The 19804-nt window shown below is 61.4% G+C and carries 20 protein-coding genes and 1 pseudogene; 8 read left to right on the top strand and 13 right to left on the bottom strand.

Annotated features, from left to right (window positions below):
* Positions 1–2: 2 nt before the first annotated feature.
* Entirely contained in the window at positions 3–182 is a 180-nt protein-coding gene (gene rpmF / locus AC0L39_RS11495; protein ID WP_390587962.1) for a 50S ribosomal protein L32, read from the bottom strand.
* A 193-nt stretch (positions 183–375) separates the two neighbouring features.
* On the opposite strand from rpmF, the gene AC0L39_RS11500 reads away from it, so the two are divergent.
* The gene (locus tag AC0L39_RS11500; RefSeq protein ID WP_473257998.1) at positions 376–804 is read left to right on the top strand and encodes an MAPEG family protein; all 429 of its coding nucleotides are present in this window, start codon (positions 376–378) and stop codon (positions 802–804) included.
* A gap of 19 nt (positions 805–823) precedes the next feature.
* Here AC0L39_RS11500 and AC0L39_RS11505 read toward each other — a convergent pair whose 3' ends face one another.
* On the bottom strand, positions 824–1465 hold the full coding sequence (locus AC0L39_RS11505) for an MBL fold metallo-hydrolase (RefSeq protein WP_473257999.1): 642 nt from the start codon (positions 1463–1465) through the stop codon (positions 824–826).
* A 240-nt stretch (positions 1466–1705) separates the two neighbouring features.
* On the opposite strand from AC0L39_RS11505, the gene AC0L39_RS11510 reads away from it, so the two are divergent.
* Positions 1706–2284 (top strand): DnaJ domain-containing protein, encoded by a 579-nt coding sequence (locus AC0L39_RS11510; protein ID WP_473258000.1) that lies wholly within the window; start codon positions 1706–1708, stop codon positions 2282–2284.
* Between the two features lie 17 nt (positions 2285–2301).
* On the opposite strand, the gene AC0L39_RS11515 is transcribed toward AC0L39_RS11510, so the two are convergent.
* The gene (locus AC0L39_RS11515) at positions 2302–2946 is read right to left on the bottom strand and encodes a S24 family peptidase (protein WP_473258002.1); all 645 of its coding nucleotides are present in this window, start codon (positions 2944–2946) and stop codon (positions 2302–2304) included.
* A gap of 156 nt (positions 2947–3102) precedes the next feature.
* On the opposite strand from AC0L39_RS11515, the gene AC0L39_RS11520 reads away from it, so the two are divergent.
* Both AC0L39_RS11520 and AC0L39_RS11525 read left to right on the top strand, forming a co-directional pair.
* On the top strand, positions 3103–3327 hold the full coding sequence (locus AC0L39_RS11520) for a hypothetical protein (RefSeq protein ID WP_473258004.1): 225 nt from the start codon (positions 3103–3105) through the stop codon (positions 3325–3327).
* A complete protein-coding gene (locus AC0L39_RS11525; protein WP_473258006.1) occupies positions 3321–3734 on the top strand; it encodes a hypothetical protein in 414 nt (137 codons plus the stop codon). The genes AC0L39_RS11520 and AC0L39_RS11525 overlap by 7 nt, the downstream gene beginning before the upstream one ends.
* On the opposite strand, the gene AC0L39_RS11530 is transcribed toward AC0L39_RS11525, so the two are convergent.
* From AC0L39_RS11530 to cysS, 5 genes and pseudogenes are all read right to left on the bottom strand, one after another.
* Positions 3731–5170 carry an aldehyde dehydrogenase family protein gene (locus AC0L39_RS11530; RefSeq protein WP_473258008.1) on the bottom strand — a complete coding sequence of 480 codons (1440 nt, stop codon included), beginning with the start codon at positions 5168–5170 and terminating at the stop codon, positions 3731–3733. The genes AC0L39_RS11525 and AC0L39_RS11530 overlap by 4 nt on opposite strands.
* 25 nt (positions 5171–5195) lie before the next feature.
* Positions 5196–6855, bottom strand: a pseudogene (locus AC0L39_RS11535) (acetolactate synthase large subunit).
* Positions 6856–7065: 210 nt separating this feature from the next.
* On the bottom strand, positions 7066–8004 hold the full coding sequence (locus AC0L39_RS11540) for a D-2-hydroxyacid dehydrogenase (protein WP_473258010.1): 939 nt from the start codon (positions 8002–8004) through the stop codon (positions 7066–7068).
* The gene (locus AC0L39_RS11545; protein ID WP_473258012.1) at positions 8001–8624 is read right to left on the bottom strand and encodes a class I SAM-dependent methyltransferase; all 624 of its coding nucleotides are present in this window, start codon (positions 8622–8624) and stop codon (positions 8001–8003) included. Before AC0L39_RS11545 ends, AC0L39_RS11540 begins: the two co-directional genes overlap by 4 nt.
* Complete coding sequence (gene cysS, locus AC0L39_RS11550) at positions 8621–10066, bottom strand: cysteine--tRNA ligase (protein WP_473258014.1); 1446 nt, start codon at positions 10064–10066, stop codon at positions 8621–8623. Before cysS ends, AC0L39_RS11545 begins: the two co-directional genes overlap by 4 nt.
* Before the next feature lie 29 nt (positions 10067–10095).
* On the opposite strand from cysS, the gene AC0L39_RS11555 reads away from it, so the two are divergent.
* Positions 10096–10767, top strand: coding sequence for a DUF998 domain-containing protein (locus AC0L39_RS11555; protein WP_473258015.1), 672 nt, complete (start codon positions 10096–10098; stop codon positions 10765–10767).
* 6 nt (positions 10768–10773) lie between these two features.
* Here AC0L39_RS11555 and AC0L39_RS11560 read toward each other — a convergent pair whose 3' ends face one another.
* From AC0L39_RS11560 to fsa, 4 genes are all read right to left on the bottom strand, one after another.
* On the bottom strand, positions 10774–11436 hold the full coding sequence (locus tag AC0L39_RS11560; protein WP_473258017.1) for a nitroreductase: 663 nt from the start codon (positions 11434–11436) through the stop codon (positions 10774–10776).
* Positions 11433–11780 carry a hypothetical protein gene (locus tag AC0L39_RS11565; protein ID WP_473258019.1) on the bottom strand — a complete coding sequence of 116 codons (348 nt, stop codon included), beginning with the start codon at positions 11778–11780 and terminating at the stop codon, positions 11433–11435. The genes AC0L39_RS11560 and AC0L39_RS11565 overlap by 4 nt, the downstream gene beginning before the upstream one ends.
* Positions 11781–11891: 111 nt before the next feature.
* Positions 11892–13730 carry a cobaltochelatase subunit CobT gene (cobT, locus tag AC0L39_RS11570; RefSeq protein WP_473258021.1) on the bottom strand — a complete coding sequence of 613 codons (1839 nt, stop codon included), beginning with the start codon at positions 13728–13730 and terminating at the stop codon, positions 11892–11894.
* Positions 13731–13748: 18 nt separating this feature from the next.
* Complete coding sequence (fsa, locus tag AC0L39_RS11575; protein ID WP_473258023.1) at positions 13749–14402, bottom strand: fructose-6-phosphate aldolase; 654 nt, start codon at positions 14400–14402, stop codon at positions 13749–13751.
* Between the two features lie 194 nt (positions 14403–14596).
* Here fsa and AC0L39_RS11580 point away from each other — a divergent pair, with 194 nt between their 5' ends.
* Positions 14597–15271, top strand: coding sequence for a DUF2490 domain-containing protein (locus tag AC0L39_RS11580; RefSeq protein WP_473258025.1), 675 nt, complete (start codon positions 14597–14599; stop codon positions 15269–15271).
* 6 nt (positions 15272–15277) lie between these two features.
* On the opposite strand, the gene AC0L39_RS11585 is transcribed toward AC0L39_RS11580, so the two are convergent.
* Positions 15278–15982 carry a DUF4197 domain-containing protein gene (locus tag AC0L39_RS11585; protein ID WP_473258027.1) on the bottom strand — a complete coding sequence of 235 codons (705 nt, stop codon included), beginning with the start codon at positions 15980–15982 and terminating at the stop codon, positions 15278–15280.
* Between the two features lie 49 nt (positions 15983–16031).
* Between AC0L39_RS11585 and AC0L39_RS11590 the strand changes: the two genes are divergently transcribed.
* Entirely contained in the window at positions 16032–18212 is a 2181-nt protein-coding gene (locus AC0L39_RS11590; RefSeq protein WP_473258029.1) for a primosomal protein N', read from the top strand.
* A gap of 153 nt (positions 18213–18365) precedes the next feature.
* A complete protein-coding gene (locus AC0L39_RS11595; RefSeq protein WP_473258031.1) occupies positions 18366–19769 on the top strand; it encodes a tetratricopeptide repeat protein in 1404 nt (467 codons plus the stop codon).
* Positions 19770–19804 lie beyond the last annotated feature (35 nt).

Here is a 19804-nt window from a genome sequence, read left to right on the forward strand (position 1 = left end):
CCTTAGAGCCCGACTGCGACGACCTCACGCCCATTGTAGTAGCCGCAATGCGGGCACAGATTGTGCGGGCGCTTGAGCTCGCCGCAATTGTTGCATTCGTGATGCGCTTCGACTTTCAGCGAATCGTGCGCGCGGCGATTGCCACGGCGATGCGGGGATACTTTTCTCTTTGGAACAGCCATGGCGGCACCATTTCCTCAAATAAATGCGTGTGTTCAGAACGAATGACGTTACGTCTTGGAGCCGCCTGTAAGGCAAGGTCGCGGTTCGCACAAGCGCATAAGGCTGGCGAGCGTCCTTGCCGAAAGCTGGCGGGAAGCCGCGCGCTATAGCGGAAAATTCGCGCGTTGCAAGCGGAGTAGCGCGCGCCTAGCAATGCACGCCACACTTCTTGAGGGTATCACGTTCATGGTATTGCTTCCTGTAACGCTCGCGGCCGCGGCGGCCGCGGCCATTCTGAATATCTGGCTTATGATCCGCGTAGGACGCGTAAGGGCCGCTGAGAAAATCTTCGTCGGCGACGAGGACAATGAAAACGTGATCCGCCGAATGCGCGCGCACGCAAACTTCACCGAAAACGCGCCCTTCGTGCTGATCCTCGTCGCCGCGATCGAGCTGACCGGCAAAGGCGATCCGTGGCTGGCCTATGTCGCCGGCCTGTTCATCATCGGCAGAGTCCTGCACGGCTTCGGAATGGATGGCGGCGCTTTCGCGAAAGGCCGCATGATCGGCACGATCATCTCGATGCTGACGCTGATCGGACTGGCTGTGGTGGCGGTGCTGATCGGGGCCGGGGTGATGTAGCACCGGTCCCGAGGACTGACTAAGCCAGTGCCTGATCGCTCACAAAAGCGTTCGTCTTGCGCTCTTGTCCAAAGGTGCTGGTCGGGCCGTGGCCGGGGATGAACATCACGTCTTCGCCAAGCGGCCATAGGCGCTGGGTGATTGCGTCGATCAGGTCCTGGTGATTGCCGCGCGGAAAATCGGTGCGCCCGATGCTACCCTGAAACAGGACGTCGCCGACAATCGCGAACCGGCTTGGCTCGTGGAAGAACACGACATGGCCGGGAGTGTGGCCCGGACAATGGATAACGTCGAGCGTGAGCTCGCCGACAGTGACCGTGTCGCCCTGTTCCAGCCAGCGCGTTGGCTCGAAACTCTTCGCCTCCATACCGTAGCGCGCGCCATCATTGTCGAGCTGCTCGATCCAGAAAAGATCGTCCTTGTGCGGCCCCTCGATCGGCAGCCCAAGCTCGTCGGCCAGCATCCCGGCCTGCCCGCAATGGTCGAGATGACCGTGGGTGATGAGGATCTTCTCAAGCTCGACCCCCGCCTTTGCAACGCCCTCTTTGAGCCGATCGAGATCGCCGCCGGGATCGACCAATGCGGCCTTGTTGGTCTTGGTGCACCAGATCAGCGAGCAGTTCTGCTGCAGCGGCGTCACCGGAATGATCGCGGCTTTCATGGGCGGTGTAGGCTTCATTTCTGTCATGGCAGCTATGTGGCGGCTCCGCTTCAAGTCGGCAAGACGCTTGCGCGCCCTTGCCCGGCCAATTTTGGGACGATCTTGGGATTAGTGCGGAATTTTCTTTGACATCGCGGTGGCCGATGTGATTCTTGGGCCAACGAGAAAACCCGGTCGCCAGCCACAACCTATGACGCCACGCAAAGCCAGAGCCAATCGAGGTTCCGGGGTGAAACCGAAATGGAAAACACGCAGGTCTTCACCGACTATTGCGCGTTGCTGCAAGTCAATTCGACCTGCGATGCCAAGATGCTCGAAAAGGCGTATCGGCACTTTGCCCAGATGTACCATCCCGACCACGCGGAAACCGCCGATGTCGAGAAATTCCAAGAAATCATCGAGGCGTACAGGGTCCTGAGAGACCCCGGTTTGCGGGCCGATTACGATGAGACTTACAGGGCGAGGCGAAAGGACAATTTCTTCGAATTCGTTCAGACCGAAGATTTCAGGGTCGATGAAACCTCTGCGATCGACGATGCCGAAGCGCACCAGAAAATTCTCTACCTGCTATATATACGTCGCAGGGAACATGCAGACAAACCGGGCATCCTTGGCTTCTACCTGCAGGAATCGCTCGATTGCTCGGATGAAACATTCGAATTTCACACTTGGTACCTGAAGTCCAAGGGTTTCATCGAGAAGACAGAGGAAGGGACGCTGGCGATCACGATCGAAGGCGTGGACCACGTCATTTCATTCACTCGGGCGAACGAAGCCGCCAAGCTGCTAACGTCCGAGGCAGAGCGGCGCATGAATTGATCGCCGCGCGTTGAGCGTCAGATCCGGTCGCCTTTCCAGACGACGCGGCCCACAATCTCAAGGTCTTCGGCGTCGACGTTGACCGGCGGATAGGCGAGGTTCTGGCTGAGGAGCGACAGTTTGCCTGCGCCCGCGCTGGCCACACGCTTTACCATCAGCGTCTCCCCCATGCGCACGACATAGATGCCGTCACGGAACGGACGCGCGGTGCGATCGACCAGTATTTCATCCTTGTCGTTGAGCAGCGGCTCCATCGAATCGCCCTCGACCGTGATGGCGGATAGCTGGGCGCGCTCAAGTCCCTGCTCGGCAAGCCAGCGCCGCGAGAACCGGAACGTGTCGAATGCATCCTCGCCGTCGGGCAGCGCGCCCGGTCCGGCAGAGGCCCCGATATCGATGCGCGGAACGTCCACATAGGCCGAATCGCGCTCCCCAGGCTCACCCGTATAGGAATTTTCCTTCGATCCGCCCAGTTCGCCCTCGCCGACGCCAAAGAATTGCGCGAGTTTCCGGCGGTCGCCTTCCTCCAGCTTCTTCGGCGTCCCGCGCTTTATAAACTGTTGAAGATAAGCGGCATTGCGGCCCAACAGTTCGGACAGCTTGCTCAGGCTTACATCCCGCTCGCGCGACAGTTCGAGCAGTCTGGTCCGCTCCGATGACATTTCCGAATTCGCCAATTTCCGCGCCTTTCCCTGGGTTGGACCCCTTCATTTTTCCTATAGCATAGGATTTTTCCTAGACAAGTAGGATTTGAGTTGGAACATTTGAGGAACAGACACCGAATCGCCTGTTCGTCAAATGCCAATACGGGGACCTAAATGCTGATCCGCAAAGTCGAAAAATTTCTGCGTGCTCACGATATGCCTGCCACCAAATTCGGGCGCCTCGCAGCGCATGATCCGCGCTTCGTCCTCGACATGCGCATGGGGCGGATACCGCGCCCCTCCACTGAAGCGCGCACGCTGCGCTGGATGGAACAATACGAAATCGCCGCCTCGACAAACGCCCAGCCCATTCAAACAAAGGAGCTCGCCCCATGCTGATCGACACCATCATTGCGTCCGCCGATCTCGAAACCAAATCGGCCGATACGGCGCCCGCACCGACCCTGCGGGCGCGCCGCTATCGCCCGCGCCGCACGACTGCGGACCGCGTGCGTGAAGCGCTGTTGGCATTGGCCAAGGGCCAGGCGAGCCTGCTCACCCACGAGGAAAAGGCCTGGGCCTCGATCACGTTCTCGGGCGCGCGGCATGAAGTCATGCTCGATTTCGATGGCAAGGACGCGGTTGGCGTGGGTGAGGAGTTCATCGCCAACCTGCCCGATCACGAATTCCATATCCCCGGCCAGCTCGTCGCCGAGGCTACCGTGCGCGAAGTCGATCACCGTTTCGGCTGCGCGGATGAGCGCATGGTCGTAACCGCAGTGCTGCTGCTGCTTGAGGAGAGTTAGGTCCGCCGTACGACAAGGTTCCGGATTTCGCTCATGTCCTCCATGGCGAACCGGATACCTTCGCGGCCCAGTCCCGAATCCTTCACCCCGCCATAGGGCATGTTGTCGACCCGGTAGCTGGGGACATCGTTGATGATGATGCCGCCGACATCGAGCTTGTCCCAGGCGTCGTACATCTTGAACAGGTCGCGGGTGAAGATGCCGGCTTGCAGCCCGAATTCGCTGCGGTTCACCTCGTCCAGTGCGGCGTCAAAATCGGAGAATTTCTGCAGGATCGCCAGCGGACCGAATGCCTCGTCGTTCAGGGCCCTCGCGTCCTTGTCGACGTTTTCGAGCAGCGTCGCCTCAAGCATGTTGCCGTTCGAAAGCCCGCCGCCAGTGAGCAAAGTTGCTCCGTTTGCGACCGCTTCGTCGATCCAGCTCTTGAGCCGCGTTGCCTCGCCTTCGGAGATCATCGGGCCGATAAACGTCTCGCGGTCCTTGGGATCGCCGGCGATCAGCGTCTTCGTCTTCTCGACCAGCATATCCTTGAAGCGCTCATAGACGTCCTCGTGAATCAGGATCCGCTGGACGCCTATGCAGGACTGGCCCGACTGGTAAAACGCGCCGAACACCACGCGCTCCAATGCGTCGTCCAGATCGGCATCGTGGTCGATGATGACGGCCGCATTGCCGCCCAGTTCCAGCACGACCTTTTTCTTGCCCGCCCTGGCCTTGAGCGCCCAGCCAACTGCGGGTGAGCCGGTGAAGGACAGCAGTTTCAGCCGCTCGTCCTCGGTGAACAAATCGGCGCCGTCACGGCTTGCCGGAAGCACCGAGAACGCGCCCTCGGGCAGCACATCGCATTCGGCCAGGACTTCGCCGATGATGATCGTGCCCAGCGGCGTCTTGGACGCAGGCTTGATTATGAACGGGCAGCCCATAGCGAGCGCGGGCGCAATCTTGTGCGCGGCCAGGTTGAGCGGGAAGTTGAACGGCGAGATAAAGCTGCACGGCCCGATGGGATAGCGTTTCCACATCGATTGATAGCCACGCGCGCGCTCGGAAATGTCGAGCGGCATGACCTCGCCGTAATTGCGCACCGCTTCTTCGGCAGCGATACGGAATGTGTCGATCAGCCGCGTGACCTCGCCCTCGCTATCGCCGATGGGCTTGCCCGCCTCGACGCACAGCGCATAGGCCAGCTCGTCGAAGCGCTCCTTGAAGCGGCTGACGCAGTGCATCAGCACGTCCTGTTTTTCGTAACTGGCAAGCTTTGCCATCGGCTCGGTAGCGGCGACCGCGCCAACGATGGCCTTGTCGATCGTCTCGGGATCGGCAAGCGCGACGCGAAAGGCGATCTCACCTGTATACTTGTCGGTCACCGCGAGGTCGGTGTTGAGCTGCTGCGCCTTGTTGTTGAGATAGAGCGGGTAGGTGTCTTTCAGCGTCGCCATTGTCGGTCTCCTTTCCCTATCAATCTCAAAGCTTTGCGCTCAGTTCCTTGATGTCGTGATTCAGTATCTGGTCGTTTTCAGTGTAATCGACCGGGCAATCGATCAGGTGGACGCCGGGCGTTTCGCGGCACTGCGCCAGCACGTCGGTCAGGTGCTCGCTGCTGGTCACGCGGTGACCCGATGCGCCGTAGCTCTCGGCGTATTTCACGAAGTCGGGATTGCCGTAGGTCAGCCCGTAATCGTCGAACCCCATATTGGCCTGCTTCCAGCGGATCATGCCATAGGCGTCGTCGCGCAGGATCAGCACGGTCAGGTTGAGGCCAAGGCGGACGGCGGTTTCCATCTCCTGGCTGTTCATCATGAACCCGCCATCGCCGCAGATCGCCATGACCTTGCGCTCGGGATAGAGCATGGCGCTCATCATCGCGCTGGGCAGACCTGCGCCCATGGTCGCCAGCGCATTGTCGAGCAGAACGGTGTTGGGCAGGTAAGCGGTGTAACCGCGCGCAAACCAGATCTTGTAGATGCCGTTGTCGAGGCAGATGATACCGTCGCGCGGCATGCAATCGCGCACCTGCTTCACAAGGTGCGGCGGGAAGATCGGAAAGCGGGTGTCGCTGGCGAGCGTGTTCGTGTGCTCCAGTTCGGCATCGTGATAGGCGATCATGTGCTCGAAATCCCAACTGCGATTGGGCGAGACGTCTTCCTTCATCTGCCAGATGGCGTTGGCGATGTCTCCGATCACTTCGATCTGCGGGAAATATACCGGATCGACCTCTGCTGTCCTGGTCGAGACGTGGATCACGGTGACGCCATTGTCGTGCATGAAGAACGGCGGCTTTTCGATCACGTCGTGCCCGACATTGATGATGCAATCGGAAGCCTCGACCGCGCGGTGGACGAAATCGCTCGCGGACAGCGCCGCGCAGCCGAGGAATTTCGGGTGGCGTTCATCGATCACCCCCTTGCCCATCTGGGTGGTGAGGAACGGGATGCCGGTCTTCTCGACAAATTGTTCGAGCATCCGGCCCGTCATCTTGCGGTTTGCGCCTGCGCCAATGACCAGCACCGGATTCCTCGCGGCTTCAATCGCCTTGACCGCCTGGCGCACCGCCTTTTCTTCGGCAGAGGGTCGGCGCGCGCGGCTTTGGGGAAGCGGCTTGTAATCGCTGGTGGCCTCTTCGGCGATATCCTCGGGTAGTTCGATCAGGGTCGCGCCGGGCTTCTCTTCCTCGGCAAGCCGGTAAGCCTCGCGCGCGCGGCTGGGCAGGTTGTCACCCGCCGCGATCTGCACGGCGTATTTGGTGATCGGCTCCATCATGGAAACCACGTCGAGGATCTGGAAGCGGCCCTGCTTCGATTTCTTGATCGGTTTCTGGCCGGTAATCATGAGCACCGGCATTCCGCCAAGCTGCGCATAGGCGGCGGAAGTCACGAGATTGGTCGCCCCCGGTCCCAGGGTCGCGAGGCACACGCCCGTCTTGCCGGTGTGGCGGCCATAGGTCGCGGCCATGAAACCGGCGCCCTGTTCGTGGCGGGTCAGCACCAGCTTGATCTGGTCCGAACGGCCAAGCGAGATCGAGCAGGTCGAGGTTCTCTTCACCGGGCGCGCCGAAAATATACTCGCAGCCCTCCGCCTCAAGGCAGTCGATGAAAACGTCCGAGGCTTTCTTCGTGTCGGTCATTGTGTGATCCCCCAATTGCGAAGCGTTCGATGCGCGGCCTGCGGCAGCGCTCATGCACTGTGTTCGGTGCCGGGCGCCATTGCGTTACACATGTCCCGGAGCAACGCCCCGGATCGCCACGATGCCCGCAATTGATACGCTTTGACAGTGCTCAAGCGCCAGGCAGTTCGCGTCAGGCGATCACGTGGCGACCGATCAAGGGGCGGGCGCTCAGTAACCGCGTGCAGGATCGAAAATCGGCGCAACCGGCTTTCCGCGGCGGTAATTCTCGAGGTTCTTCAGGAATCGGTCCGCGCTGCGAAGAAACATCTTGTCCTGCGCGCGGCCAGACAGGTGCATCGAAATATGCGCATTATCGAGCGCCCAGAGCGGGTGCTCCTCCGGCAGCGGCTCGGGTGTCGTCACGTCGAGGAAGGCACCGCCGATCCGCTTTTCCTCGAGCGCACTGACAAGGGCTGGCTGGTCGATCACGGCCCCGCGCGCGATATTTACGACCACCGCATCGGATTTCATCGCCGCAAGTTCCTGTGCACCGATCATGCCGTCGGTCTCTGGCGTCGCGGGCACGGCGAGGATCACCCAGTCGAACTCGCCCAGCTTGCCGCGCCACTGGTCCGGCGTAAGCGCGCCCTCCCCTCCCGAACGGCGGACGACCGTGACATCGACATCGAAAGCCTCGAGGCGCGGTTTGATCAGCTTGCCTATCGCGCCATAGCCCAGCACCAGCGCCTTCGACCCGGCCAATTCGCGTTTGCCCGGACTGTCTGTCAGCCATTCGCGCCTTTCCTGCGCGCGCACCACATCGCGGTACCCCTTGGCGATGTTGAGCATTCCCATCACCACGTATTCGGCGATGGTCAGGGCATTGATCCCTGCGCCGTTGGTCACCGTGATATCGCGTTCGATCAGCACGTCCATCGGCAGAAAGTCGAGCCCCGCATAGATGGAATTGAGCCATTTCAGGCTTGTCGCTGCGCGCAAGGTTTCGGCCATAGCCTCTTGGTCGTTCATGTCGAACCAGCCGATCTCGGCATCCGGCACGACGTCCAGCGCCTCCTCCTTGGTCATGAACCAACGCACGTCGAGGTCGTCGGGCAGGCGCGGTTCGAGCAAGGGGCGGATCAGGCCGGAAATTGCGAGGGTGGTCATGTCGTCTCCTTGCGCAAGGCAACCCAGGTGAATGCCTGCTCGGCATCCCACGGTGTGCGGTGCATTTCACGCCAATGCTCGATCACGCGAAAGCCGTCACCAAGCTCTTGTGACAGGCCATCGGCATCGTAACGACGCACGGGCAGCCCGCTGCATTTCTCGGGGCCGTCGAGCGCGAAGGTCGCGAGCAGCAGCAATCCGCCCTCTTCCAGCCCGCTTTCAAGAGCCGAGCGATAGGCGCTGCGCTGGTCCGGTTCGGTCAGGAAATGGAACACCGCCCGGTCGTGCCAGACGGCGTACGTACGGCTGGGTTTCCACTTGGTCACATCGGCTGCAATCCAGTCGACGTCTGCGGCGGCACCACTCATCGCCGATTGCGCGGTTGCCAGCGCGGCGGGCGACAGGTCGAGCACCGTGAGATCGCGCCACCCCGCATCGTGCAGCTCAGCCGCGAGCGTAGAAGCGCCGCCGCCGACGTCAATGAGCGAAGATCCGGGCGAGCCACCATGCCGCGCAATCGCATCGAGCGAGGTTCTGGATGACGACTGGAACCAGCTGACCTCATCGGCGCGCTTGGACGAATAGACGCCTTCCCAATGGTTGGCGCGCGTGTCGGTCACGACCCGAGCTTCCAGTCCCATCCGAGCGGATCGCCGTCCATGACCTCCACACCTTTCGTCACAAGTTCGTCGCGCAGGGCATCGGAGGTCGCAAAGTCCTTCTCGGCCCGCGCAGCCTTGCGGCGGGCGAGCGCGTCTTCGATTTCCGGTTCGGTGACCTCGGCCGTCTTCGGCCGGATGCGCAGGTCCGCGCGCGCGAGGTCGAACAGGCCGAGGCCGAGCACCTCGTCCATCGCTTCGACGACGGCGCGCTTGATCCCGGCATCGACCTTCTTGACCGCCAGCGCATCTTCGAGTGCGGTCAGGGCGATCGGCGTGTTCAGATCGTCGGCGATGGCCGCTTCGAACTTGTCGAGCGCTGGCGCAAACTTGGGGTGCTCGGCTTCGGGCTGTGACGCTGCATCTGCCATCCGCTCGGCGAGGATCACCATCCTCTTCAACCGCGTCAGCGCTGCGTCCATCCCTTCCCAGCTGAACTCAAGCTCGCTGCGGTAATGCGCTTGCAGGCACATCATTCGGTAGGCGAGCGGGTGGTAGCCGCGATCGACCAGAGTTTGCAGGACCAGAAACTCGCCCGTGCTCTTCGACATCTTGCCCAACTCGCCCTTCGACCGGTCGATCAGGAAGTTGTTGTGCATCCAGATGCTCGCCGCGCTATCGGCCGAGCAATTGTGCGCCTGGTTCTGCGCAATCTCGTTGGGGTGATGGATCTCGCGGTGGTCGATCCCGCCGGTGTGAATATCGAAGGGATGCCCCAGCAATTCGGCGCTCATCACAGAGCATTCAAGATGCCACCCCGGAGCGCCCTTACCCCACGGCGAATCCCATTCCATCTGACGCGTCTCACCGGGCGGGGTCTTGCGCCAGATCGCGAAGTCCGCCGCGTTCCGCTTGCCCTCGACGGTTTCGATCCGCGCTTCGCCATCCTCTGTCACGGCGCGGGCAAGCTTGCCGTATTCGGGCACGGTCGAGACATCGAAATACAGCCCGCTTTCCAATTCATAGCAGTGCTTGTCCTGCATCTGCTTGCCCCATTCGATCATGCTTGCGACATAATCGGTCGCGCGCGGATGGGCGGGTTTGCGGACGTTCAAACGGTCGAGATCGGCCTCGAACACGTCCTGATAATACCGCGCAATGTCCCACGCGCTCTTGCCTTCACGCGCGGCGGCTTTTTCCATCTTGTCGTCGCCTGCATCGGCGTCACTGGTGAGGTGGCCGACATCGGTGATGTTGACGACGTGGGTGAGTTTATAGCCCTTGTGACGCAACGTGCGCCCGAGAGTATCGGCAAAGATATAGGCCCGCATATTGCCGATATGCTGGTAATTGTAGACCGTCGGCCCGCAGGTGTAGACGCGTGCCTCGCCGGGATGGATCGGAACGAATGCCTCCAGTTGGCGATTGAGACTGTTGAACAGTTTGAGCGGATTATCGGACATGGCCTGCCCATGCGACAATCCGCGCAGGCGTGCAACAGGAGGCGAAGATCAGCAAGGATGCAGGGACTGACACTTTATCGAGGACGCTTGGCGGGATTGCCATTGCCGGCTGCCTGATCGCCGTGATCCTGGACCTGGTCGGTGTCGGCCTTTCGGATAGGGTCGGGATGATCCGCGACACGATCAGCGACCTTGCGGCGGCAAAGCGCGATTCCATGATCGACGATCTTGCCGATATCGGGATTTACGCGTTCGTTCTGGCGGTGCTCGCAACCACGGCGGGGCTGCTGCGCTGGCGGATCGACCGGCTGGACTGGAAGATCGGATCGTACCTGCTGGTGGTCGTGGCGATCTGCGTCACCCTTATCGCCGCATATGAAGCCTATACGACCGGAGAAGGGCCCGTGATCCATTACCGGCTCGTCTATGTCCTCGGCGTCGCCTTCCCGCTGACCGTGCTTCTCACGGCTGGTCAAGTCTGGGAGATCAACAAGCCGCTTGGCATCACGCTCTATGTCGGCGGCGCGCTATGGGCGGTGCTTGGGCCGCTCTTCTTCTTCGTGCCGACCGAATATGACGGCGCCTATGAGCGGATGCTGGCGGGCCTCATGCTCGCGTGGTTTGTCACGATGGGCGTGATGATCTGGCGCGATCCGGACATCGCTCGGCAGGTGAGCGAAGAGCAGCGCGGTCACGCATAGATAGCGCTATTCCCAACCGAGAAAGGTCACCTGTTCGTCCAGCGGTACGCGCTCGCGTTCGTAATTGTTCACCGGCGCATCGGGATCGCGGTAGCCGATCGCCATGCCGCAGAAGAACATGTAGCGATCATGGTCGAGGCCGAGATGGTCGCGAATGACATTGGCGTAATAGGCCATGAATTCCTGGAAGCAGCTGTCGAGCCCTTCCTCGCGTAGAAGCAGCGCGACGGTCTGGAGCCACATACCCGTATCCGACCATTGCGGTTCCTTCATCAGCCGCGGGAAGTAGACGAACATCACCGCCGGCGCATCGAAGCTGGTCGCATTGCGCCCCATCGCCGCCATGCGCGCCGCGCTATCTTCGCGCGCAATGCCGAGCGCGTCGAACATTCCTCTGGACACGCCGTAGAGGCGCTCTTTGTAAGCGTCCTCGGACTTGGGCGCGTCCCAATCGTATTCGAGCTGTTGCGGAGGCGTGGAGGTTATCTTGGCCTGCAAGTCCTTGAGCGGCTGGCCGGTCAGGATCGAGGCTTCCCACGGCTGGTAATTGCACCCCGAAGCGGCCCAGCGAGCCTTGTCCATCACCCGCTTTAGCGTGTCGAGTTCGACCGGCTTGTCGAGAAAATCGCGGATCGAACGGCGGGTGGTGACGGCTTCAGTTACGTTCATTCTGGGAAGGTCCTTGTCACTTCGATTTGACCGACGATTGCTGCGTTGAATTCTTCCAACTCTTCGGCGGGAATCCAGTATTCGGCGTGTTCTTTTCCTCCAGCGAGCTGAACATCATATTTGTCGAGATGATTTTTTCGCACCTCAAACCGGGTCACATAGCCAGAGCCGCTGGCGCGCACATTCCAGTCCCGCGCGATCTTGATGGCGTATTCTTCTGTGGTGACGGGATAAAAGATTGGCTGTTCGGGAAGACGCGGGGGCCATGCTTTCCAGCCAGAGTCCTCGACCAGCTTAAGTTCCTTCGGACCTGTTGGACGCCAGAGTGTGACGGTCTCGACCAAGATATTCTTCCTTTACTCGTCATTCCCGCGAAGGCGGGAATCCAGAATCTGTTTCGGCCACTTAAAAAGAGCAAGCGGGGTCCCCGCCTTCGCGGGGATGACGGAACTGCGCTATCTGCGCCCCTTGCCCTTCTCGTCCTCGAACAACTCCGCGAGCTGCTCCATGATCGTGCCGCCGAGCTGCTCCACGTCCATAATTGTCACTGCGCGGCGGTAGTAGCGGGTCACATCGTGGCCGATGCCGATGGCTACCAATTGCACGGGCGAGACCTTCTCGATCCACTCGATCACGCCGCGCAGGTGCGCTTCGAGGTAGCCTGCGCTGTTCACGCTCAAAGTGCTGTCATCGACCGGGGCGCCGTCGGAGATAACCATCAGTATGCGGCGTTCTTCGGGTCGGTAGATCAGGCGGGAATGCGCCCACAGCAGCGCCTCGCCATCGATGTTTTCCTTCAGCAGCCCCTCGCGCATCATCAGGCCGAGATTGCGGCGCGCGCGGCGCCACGGCTCGTCGGCCTGTTTGTAGATGATGTGGCGCAAATCGTTCAGGCGGCCCGGACCCTGCGGCTTGCCATCGGCGAGCCATGCTTCGCGTGCCTGCCCGCCCTTCCACGCGCGGGTGGTAAATCCGAGGATCTCGGTCTTGACCCCGCAGCGCTCCAGCGTGCGCGCGAGGATATCCGCGCTGATCGCGGCGATGGAGATCGGGCGGCCACGCATCGAGCCGGAATTGTCGATCAGCAAGGTGACGATCGTGTCCTTGAAATCGATATCACGCTCGACCTTGTAGGTGAGCGCGGTCCCCGGCGAGACAACGACGCGCGAGAGGCGGGCAGCGTCCAGCGCGCCTTCTTCCTGGTCGAAATCCCAGCTGCGGTTCTGCTGCGCCATCAGGCGGCGCTGCAAGCGGTTGGCAAGCCGGGTGACGACGCCCTGGAGCCCGGTCAGCTGGCTGTCGAGATAGGCGCGCAGCCGGTCCAGCTCCTCGGCATCGCACAAGTCCGGCGCGTCCACTTCCTCGTCGAACCGGTCGGTGTAAGCCTTGTAATCGAGCCCCTCGGGAATGTCGGCCTGCGGGCGGTTCGGGCGCACAGGCGCGCTGGAAGCGTCGCCTTCATCGCCGGGCTCGCCGTCCTGCATCTCCTCATCGGCAGACATTTCGCTGTCCGCCTCGCCCTCGCCTTCGCCCTCGGCCATTTCTCCGGCCATTTCGGCGCTTTGCGGATCGGCATCGCCTTCGTTCTGATCGTCGCCGGTCTGTTCGTCGTCGGCGCCGTCCTCGTCCTCGCCGTCGTCATTATCGGTTTCGTCGGGAGCGTCGGTCGGGCGCGTCAGGTCAAGCTCGCGCAGCATGTCGAGCGCGAGTTTCTGGAACGCTTCCTGATCGCCGAGCTGATCGGACAGGGCGGAGAAATCCTTGCCCACCTTCTCCTCGATAAAGTCGCGCACCAGCCCTACGCCTGCCTGCGCGCGTTCGGGTATTGCCTCGCCGGTCAGTTGCTCGCGCAGCATCAGCGAAAGCGCGGTCTGGAGCGGGACTTCGCTGGAATTCTGCGCGCGGACGATGTCGTCGCCAGCCGTGCGAATTTCAGTTGCCGCATCGAGGTTCGACTTGATCCCGCCAAACCGGTTGGCGCCGAGCGCCTCGTACCGGACCTGCTCGATCGCGTCGTAACATGCCCGCGCCACCGGCTCCGGCGGAGCGTTCACGGCGTGCAGACCCGAATTGTGGTGGCGCAGCTTGAGCGCGAAACTGTCGGCAAAGCCGCGCGCTTCGGTAACCTGGTCGCCGGGCAGGTCGCGCGCCGGCAATGGCACGCGGAAGCGGCTCCCCGAAGCGCCAGGCACGTCCGCGCTCCACGCCACTTCGACCTCGGGGTCTTTGGCGATGGCGCGGGCCGCCCCGGTCAGTGCGTGCTTGAATGTGTCGAGTGGGGATTCTTCAGCCATTGTCAGCCCAGATAGGGATTACAGGATGCTCTGTCCCGTCTTTTCCCAGTCGGCGAGGAAGCCTTCTATACCCTTGTCGGTGAGGACGTGCTTGAACAGTCCGTGGATCACCTTGGGCGGCGCGGTCATCACGTCTGCGCCGATCTTCGCGCTTTCGAGGACATGGGTGACATGGCGCACGCTGGCGACGAGGATTTCGGTTTCGTAGGCGTAATTGTCGTAGATCAGGCGGATGTCCTCGATCAGGTCCATCCCGTCGAAGCCGTTATCATCATGGCGTCCGACGAACGGCGAGATGAAAGTCGCCCCGGCCTTGGCAGCGAGCAGCGCCTGATTGGCCGAGAAACACAGCGTCACATTCACCATCGTGCCGTCTTCGGTCAGCGCCTTGCAGGTTTTCAGCCCATCGACCGTAAGCGGCACCTTGATGCAGACGTTGTCCGCGATCTTGCGCAGGATGTCGGCCTCTTTCATCATCGTATCGTGATCAAGAGCGACGACTTCGGCGGAGACCGGCCCATCGACCAGCCCGCAGATTTCCTTGGTTACTTCCATGAAATCCCGGCCCGATTTGGCGATCAGCGACGGGTTCGTGGTCACGCCGTCCAGCAGGCCAGTGGCGGCCAGTTCCTTGATGTCGTCAATTTCGGCGGTGTCGACGAAGAATTTCATGGTGGTGTTGCTCCTTGGCGCGTGTGCGATTCGTTGCAGGTGGGGTTGGCACAGGCACCGGCGAGTGGCCAGATGCGAGCCGTGTTACGCACCCTCATTTTTGACGGGGAACGTGCCTCAGGTATTGATCTTGATGTTAATGTTATCACATTGCAGAACAAGTGATGTGTAGGATCATTACGGACGAGACGACGATGCGAGCAGTCACCTTGATCGGCGCGGCCTGCGCCGCGATTTTCGCTAACCCCGCCGCTGCGGCGGACGACGATTTCAACATCTGGGCCGGACAATACATCTTTGTCGATATCGATGACGAAGGTGATTGGTATGTGCGCGCCGAGGCTCAGGAACGCTTCACCAACGATGCCGATCGGTTGGGTCAGCTCTTGCTGCGATCCTTCATCGGTTATCGAATCAGCGATGCGGTCAATGTTGGCGGCGGATATGCATACATTCTGACCGACCCCATTGGCCCAGTAGAGGTTAATGAGCACCGCATCTACCAGGAGCTCAACGTCACGCTGTTCGACAACGGGCGCGGTTTCCGGGTCACCTCCCGCAACCGGCTGGAGCAGCGTCTATTCGAGGAAAGCGATGCGACCGGTTGGCGGTATCGTAACCAGGTCCAGATGGTTGCGCCGATCAGCAAGAACAACAATCTCGTGCTCTACACCGAGCCGTTCATCGGTCTCAACGATGTGTCATTCAATCGTGAGGGTATCGCCAATTGGCGCAACTTCGTAGGTGTGTCTTTCCCGATTTCCGAACAGGTCACGTTCACGCCGGGTTATCTCAATCAGTACGCCGTGCGCGACGGCGAGGACCGGATGGACCACATCGCCAATATTGGATTGACCGCGCGCTTCTGACCCGCGTCAGATCACTGCGCCAGCGCCGAACACGCCGATCAGCACCGGATCGCCGGTTTCCTGCGGATTATCACGAATCGCCGCCTCTTCCGCGCCCATCTCTGTCCAGATCGCATCGTCGATATTCCCGGCGAGCCGCTGCGCAATTCCGCTGACATTCGTGCCGGCGGCAGCATCGATAAGCTGTCCGACCAACGGATCGGAGGCGATGCGGATCGCGTCGCCCAATTCGGGGACCATCGCGTCGATCAACCGGCCGCCCAGCTCTCCGCGAAGCGCCTGCGTGGCCGCGGTCGGCCCGCCGCGAACGAGGTCGATCGCGTTTGCCAGACCAATAGTGCGCACAGCCTCCGTAACGAGCGGCGCGGCGCGGTAGGAGCCCTCGATCGCGATATCGGCAAATGCATCTTCAAGGCGGTCTTTGAACAGCGTGGATGTAAGAATGCGCGAAAGCACATCGCCGCGCGTACCCAGCAGGTTGCCAAGTCCGAGCGTAGCAACTTGATCATCCCAATAGCCGCCAGGCGACGTCAACCTGGCAAAGGCCCGTTCGCTCGAAAGCAGCAATATCCGGCGGATCGCCTCGGTCAGACTGAACCCGGGGTATGTCGCACAGGCAGGCAGCGCCATGACCAGCGCGACCCCGGCCCCGCCCCTTAGCAAGGCCCTGCGTCCCAGCTGCGATTGTTCAAGCCCGTTCATATCCATCATTCGCTTCCTTGTCCTCTGCACCGCATCGCCCCCATATTAGGCGCCATACATGAACCGCGTCCGTCTTCTCGTCCTCAATGCCGCGCTTGGCCCGCTCGATTACAGCGTGCCCGAGGGGATGCATGTCGAGCCGGGGAGCGTCGTCATCGCGCCGCTCGGCCCGCGCACGGTCACCGGGATTGTCTGGGAAAGTGAACGGCTTGCAGCCAGCGAGGTTCCGGCTGAAAAGCTGCGGCCACTGCGCGAAGTCGTCTCGGTCCCTCCGCTGTCCGCTCCCCTCATGCGCCTGATAGAATGGACCGCCGATTACTATTGCGCCGCGCTAGCCAGCGTAGCCCGCATGGTGCTTTCAAGCGGCGGCGCGCTCGGCGGGCCGGCGACAATGACCGAATACCGTTTGAGCGGAGCCGAACCGTCGGGCCGCCTTACTGCGCAGCGCAAGCAGGCGCTGGAAACACTGGGCGGAAAGCAGGGCACGATCAGGGAGCTTGCCGGATACTCGAGCGTGTCCGAGGGCGTGCTGCGCGGCATGGTGAACGCTGGTCTGATCGATCCTGTCACTGTTGCCATCGACCGCCCTTACCCGCCCGCCGATCCGGACTTTCACCAGCCCGCACTCTCCGCCGATCAGATGGGAGTCGCCAAAATTCTGGTGAAAGCGGTGGAGGCGCGCACATTCGCCCCCGTGCTGCTTGACGGGGTGACCGGATCGGGCAAGACCGAAACCTATTTCGAGCCGGTGGCCGAAGCGATACGGCTGGGGCGGCAGGTGCTGGTCCTGCTGCCGGAAATCGCGCTCACCGAAAACTTTCTCGTGCGGTTCGAACAGCGTTTCGGCACCGCGCCGGTTCTGTGGCATTCCTCGCTCAAATCGACCGAGCGCAGGCGCGCATGGCGAGCGATCAGCGAAGGGCCGGGAAATGGAGGGGCGCAAGTGATAGTCGGGGCGCGCTCGGCGCTGTTCCTGCCCTATGCCAATCTCGGGCTGATCGTGGTCGATGAAGCCCACGAGGTCAGTTTCAAGCAAGATGACGGCGTGCGTTACAATGCGCGCGATGTCTCCGTGATGCGGGCACGGTTCGAGGATATTCCGGTCATCCTCGCAAGCGCGACGCCCGCGCTTGAAAGTCTGCACATGGCGCAGACCGGAACGTATGAACTGCTCGAATTGCCGAGCCGGTTTGGCGGCGCGCAATTGCCCGAAATCAAGCTGGTGAACCTCACCGAGGAAAAGCCCGCGAGCGGTCGCTGGCTGTCGGCGCCGATCATTCACGCTTTGGAAGAACGCCTTTCGCGCGGTGAGCAATCGCTGCTGTTTCTCAACCGCCGGGGATACGCTCCGCTGACATTGTGCCGCAATTGCGGGCACCGGTTCCAATGCCCCAATTGCAGCGCTTGGCTGGTCGAGCACCGCCTATCCTCGCGCCTCGCCTGCCATCATTGCGGGCTGGAAACGAAAGTGCCCGATGCCTGCCCCGAATGCGGCGAAGGCGACTGCCTCGTCGCCTGCGGACCCGGTGTCGAGCGGATCGCGGACGAGGTCGCAGAGCTTTTCCCGGAGGCCCGCGTCGCGGTCGCCACGTCCGACACACTTGGCAATCCGGAGCGAGCAGCGCAGTTTATCGCCCAGGCCGAGGCAAAGGCTATCGACGTGATTGTCGGCACCCAGCTCGTGACCAAGGGTTTTCACTTTCCCGAGCTGACGCTGGTGGGAGTGGTCGATGCGGATCTCGGCCTCGAAGGCGGAGACCTGCGCGCTGCCGAACGGACTTATCAGCAGGTTGCGCAGGTCGCCGGGCGCGCAGGGCGCGGCGCGAAACCGGGCGAAGTCCTGATCCAGACGCGCCATCCCGACGCGCCGGTTATCGCCGCGCTGGCCAACGGCGACCGCGACGCTTTCTACGCCGCCGAGACCGAAGCGCGCCGCGATGCGGGCGCTCCTCCATTTGGCCGGTGGGCGGCGATCATCCTGTCCTCCGAAGACGAAAAGGAAGCGCGCGAGGCCGCCATCCGGCTCGGCGACACGCGCCCGCAGCTCGACGATCTCTACATCCTCGGCCCCGCCCCTGCCCCGCTGGCGCTGCTGCGCGGACGCTACCGCTACCGCTTCCTTGTGAATGCGCGGCGCAGTGCAAATCTCCAGACGGTGCTGCGCGAATGGCTCGACGCTCACAATTTCGCACCCGGCGTGCGAATTGGGGTGGATATAGATCCCTATAGCTTTGTATGACGACGAGTATGTCTTTGCCTGTCCAGCTTTTTATTCGCTTTGCAGCTGCTTTCGCGCTGACCGTTTCATTAACCACTACTGTTGCTGCTTCCGATTGGAAACGGGCGGACACGCACAATTTCGTGGTCTATTCGGAAGGATCGACAGGCCAGCTTGAAGACTATGCTCGCGACCTTGAACGGCTGGATGCATTGTTGCGCAAATTGTGGCGCAAGGATCCGGTACGAACAGAGGGCGCGGCTGACCGTCTACCTCCTCGAAGACAGCCGGAACGTCAGTGCATTGGCCGGGCGAAGCCGCAGCGACGGCATGCTCGCAGGTTTCTACATGCCCCGTGCAGAGGGATCATTTTTCGTCGGCAATCGCCGCCGTAGCAAGTTTGCAGAGCGATTGACCGGAAGGCAGGTTCTCTACCACGAATACGCGCACCATTTCTTCTTCCAGAATTTCTCAATACCCTCCCCCGCGTGGTTCGCCGAGGGCTATGCCGACTTCGTCTCGACCGCCGAATTCCTGCCTGATGAGCAGTGGACGATCGGCAAATACGCCACCCGGCATGTAGGCACTCTGGCATACACTACCGACTACGATTTCCTGGAACTTCTCAAAGGCCCCAAGCCCGCTGAAGACGTCGTGCAGTTTTACGCCTGGTCGTGGGCGCTTACCCATTATCTCTATTCGCAGCCGCAGGGCTCGGGCCGGAAAATCACCGCATATCTTGGTGATATCAACAAGGGTGTTGATCCGGTCGACGCGGCCAACCGGCATTTCGGGACGACGGAGGAGCTTGAGAAAGCGGTCAGGGCATATGTGAAGGAGCCCTTCACCTTCCAGAAATCGACCGAGCCGCTCGATTACCAAAGCGAGGTGGCGATCACTCAGCTCGATGACGCAGCATCAAGCCTCGTCGAATATCGCCTCCAGCGCTTGATGGGTTACGAGCTGCGGGACGCGCGCAAGGGATTGCTCGATCTCGTGAAATCGCCGCAGGCTTCCGCGCAGGCCTGGTCTGAGCTGGCGCATGTTCACTATGTTCTCGAGCAGGGCAAAGATCCGAAGAAGCGCAAATATGCAAAGGCTGAGGCCGCTGCCAACCGTGCTATCGAAATCGATCCGAGCCATGCCGAGGCGCTGGTCCTGCGCGGCCGGATCGCCCACGAGCGGTATCAGTTTTCTGGTGAAAGCGACGCGGCCCTGTTCGATGCCGGGCTCGCCGACTTCGAAGCGGCGGCGGCACAGGCTCCCGATCATCCCTGGCCCCTAGTGAACCTGGCGCAGGCGCTCGACTATAACAGGACAGATGGAGAGCGCGCCGATACCTTGAGCGAGCGTGCATTCGAACTCGCGCCCGAAGTCGTGCCGATACGCTTCCGCTACGCCTTCACTCTGATGGCTCGCAGCGACTATGACGGCTCGATCCGGCTGCTGAAGATTATCGCCAACAATCCGCATGGAGATGGCGAGCGTGCCGCAGAGTTCATTACCAAGGTCGAAGATATGCGCGAGCGCTTCGGGGATGCAAGCGATGCAGGCGATGACGATATGGGCGAGGACTGAGCTTTCTCGCGGCACTATTTTCCGCTCCGATCATT

The sequence above is a fragment of the Erythrobacter sp. K21-9 genome (genome assembly GCF_055808355.1).

What these genes read in the sequence shown, in the direction of transcription:
- AC0L39_RS11525 (WP_473258006.1), top strand. Translation starts at nt 3,321, where the DNA reads ATGCTGATCGACACCATCATTGCGTCCGCCGATCTCGAAACCAAATCG.
- cobT (WP_473258021.1), bottom strand. Translation starts at nt 13,730, where the DNA reads ATGGCTGAAGAATCCCCACTCGACACATTCAAGCACGCACTGACCGGG.
- AC0L39_RS11500 (WP_473257998.1), top strand. Translation starts at nt 376, where the DNA reads ATGCACGCCACACTTCTTGAGGGTATCACGTTCATGGTATTGCTTCCT.
- AC0L39_RS11540 (WP_473258010.1), bottom strand. Translation starts at nt 8,004, where the DNA reads ATGACCACCCTCGCAATTTCCGGCCTGATCCGCCCCTTGCTCGAACCG.
- AC0L39_RS11520 (WP_473258004.1), top strand. Translation starts at nt 3,103, where the DNA reads ATGCTGATCCGCAAAGTCGAAAAATTTCTGCGTGCTCACGATATGCCT.
- cysS (WP_473258014.1), bottom strand. Translation starts at nt 10,066, where the DNA reads ATGTCCGATAATCCGCTCAAACTGTTCAACAGTCTCAATCGCCAACTG.
- AC0L39_RS11530 (WP_473258008.1), bottom strand. Translation starts at nt 5,170, where the DNA reads ATGGCGACGCTGAAAGACACCTACCCGCTCTATCTCAACAACAAGGCG.
- AC0L39_RS11560 (WP_473258017.1), bottom strand. Translation starts at nt 11,436, where the DNA reads ATGAACGTAACTGAAGCCGTCACCACCCGCCGTTCGATCCGCGATTTT.
- fsa (WP_473258023.1), bottom strand. Translation starts at nt 14,402, where the DNA reads ATGAAATTCTTCGTCGACACCGCCGAAATTGACGACATCAAGGAACTG.
- rpmF (WP_390587962.1), bottom strand. Translation starts at nt 182, where the DNA reads ATGGCTGTTCCAAAGAGAAAAGTATCCCCGCATCGCCGTGGCAATCGC.
- AC0L39_RS11590 (WP_473258029.1), top strand. Translation starts at nt 16,032, where the DNA reads ATGAACCGCGTCCGTCTTCTCGTCCTCAATGCCGCGCTTGGCCCGCTC.
- AC0L39_RS11505 (WP_473257999.1), bottom strand. Translation starts at nt 1,465, where the DNA reads ATGAAAGCCGCGATCATTCCGGTGACGCCGCTGCAGCAGAACTGCTCG.
- AC0L39_RS11515 (WP_473258002.1), bottom strand. Translation starts at nt 2,946, where the DNA reads ATGTCATCGGAGCGGACCAGACTGCTCGAACTGTCGCGCGAGCGGGAT.
- AC0L39_RS11585 (WP_473258027.1), bottom strand. Translation starts at nt 15,982, where the DNA reads ATGATGGATATGAACGGGCTTGAACAATCGCAGCTGGGACGCAGGGCC.
- AC0L39_RS11510 (WP_473258000.1), top strand. Translation starts at nt 1,706, where the DNA reads ATGGAAAACACGCAGGTCTTCACCGACTATTGCGCGTTGCTGCAAGTC.
- AC0L39_RS11580 (WP_473258025.1), top strand. Translation starts at nt 14,597, where the DNA reads ATGCGAGCAGTCACCTTGATCGGCGCGGCCTGCGCCGCGATTTTCGCT.